Source organism: Capnocytophaga canis, assembly GCF_000827555.1.
Classification (GTDB): Bacteria; Bacteroidota; Bacteroidia; order Flavobacteriales; family Flavobacteriaceae; genus Capnocytophaga; species Capnocytophaga canis.
In genome coordinates this window covers 1-399 of sequence record NZ_CDOI01000065.1, presented here as the reverse complement: position 1 = coordinate 399, position 399 = coordinate 1, and the positions used below count along the sequence as shown (strand labels likewise).

Genomic DNA, 399 nt, shown 5'->3' with positions numbered 1-399 from the left:
TCCCATTTATAGGTAATTACTTTGTTCTCTCCCTCCTGTTTTTCTTCTTTTGATTTGATAACTTGAACTTTTTCAGAACAGTTGTCCGTAGCGGTTAAATCCATCTGTTCTGGGATTTTATTTTCTTCTACCGAAATATCAGCGGGTAAATTCCCTGAAAATGCAGGTTTTACATCGTCTTTTATCGTAATAGTTTGGGTATGTGTAATGGATTTTCCGCAATCGTTAGTAGCTGTCCAAGAGCGTGTTAGCACGTAGTCGTTTTTGCATTTCTCGTTTGATTTTGTTTCTCCATTATAAACCACTTTCGGATTGCAATTGCCTGATACTTGCAATGTAGGAACTGACGGTATTTCTTTTTCGCAGGAAATAGTCATGTCTTTAGGTAAATCTCCTGTA

Annotated in this window: 1 protein-coding gene; it reads right to left on the bottom strand. The window is 37.1% G+C overall.

Going from position 1 to position 399, the window contains the following annotated elements:
• Nucleotides 1–399, bottom strand: a 399-nt coding sequence (locus CCAND38_RS11815; RefSeq protein WP_042343498.1) for an HYR-like domain-containing protein, incomplete at both ends; no start/stop codon positions are given.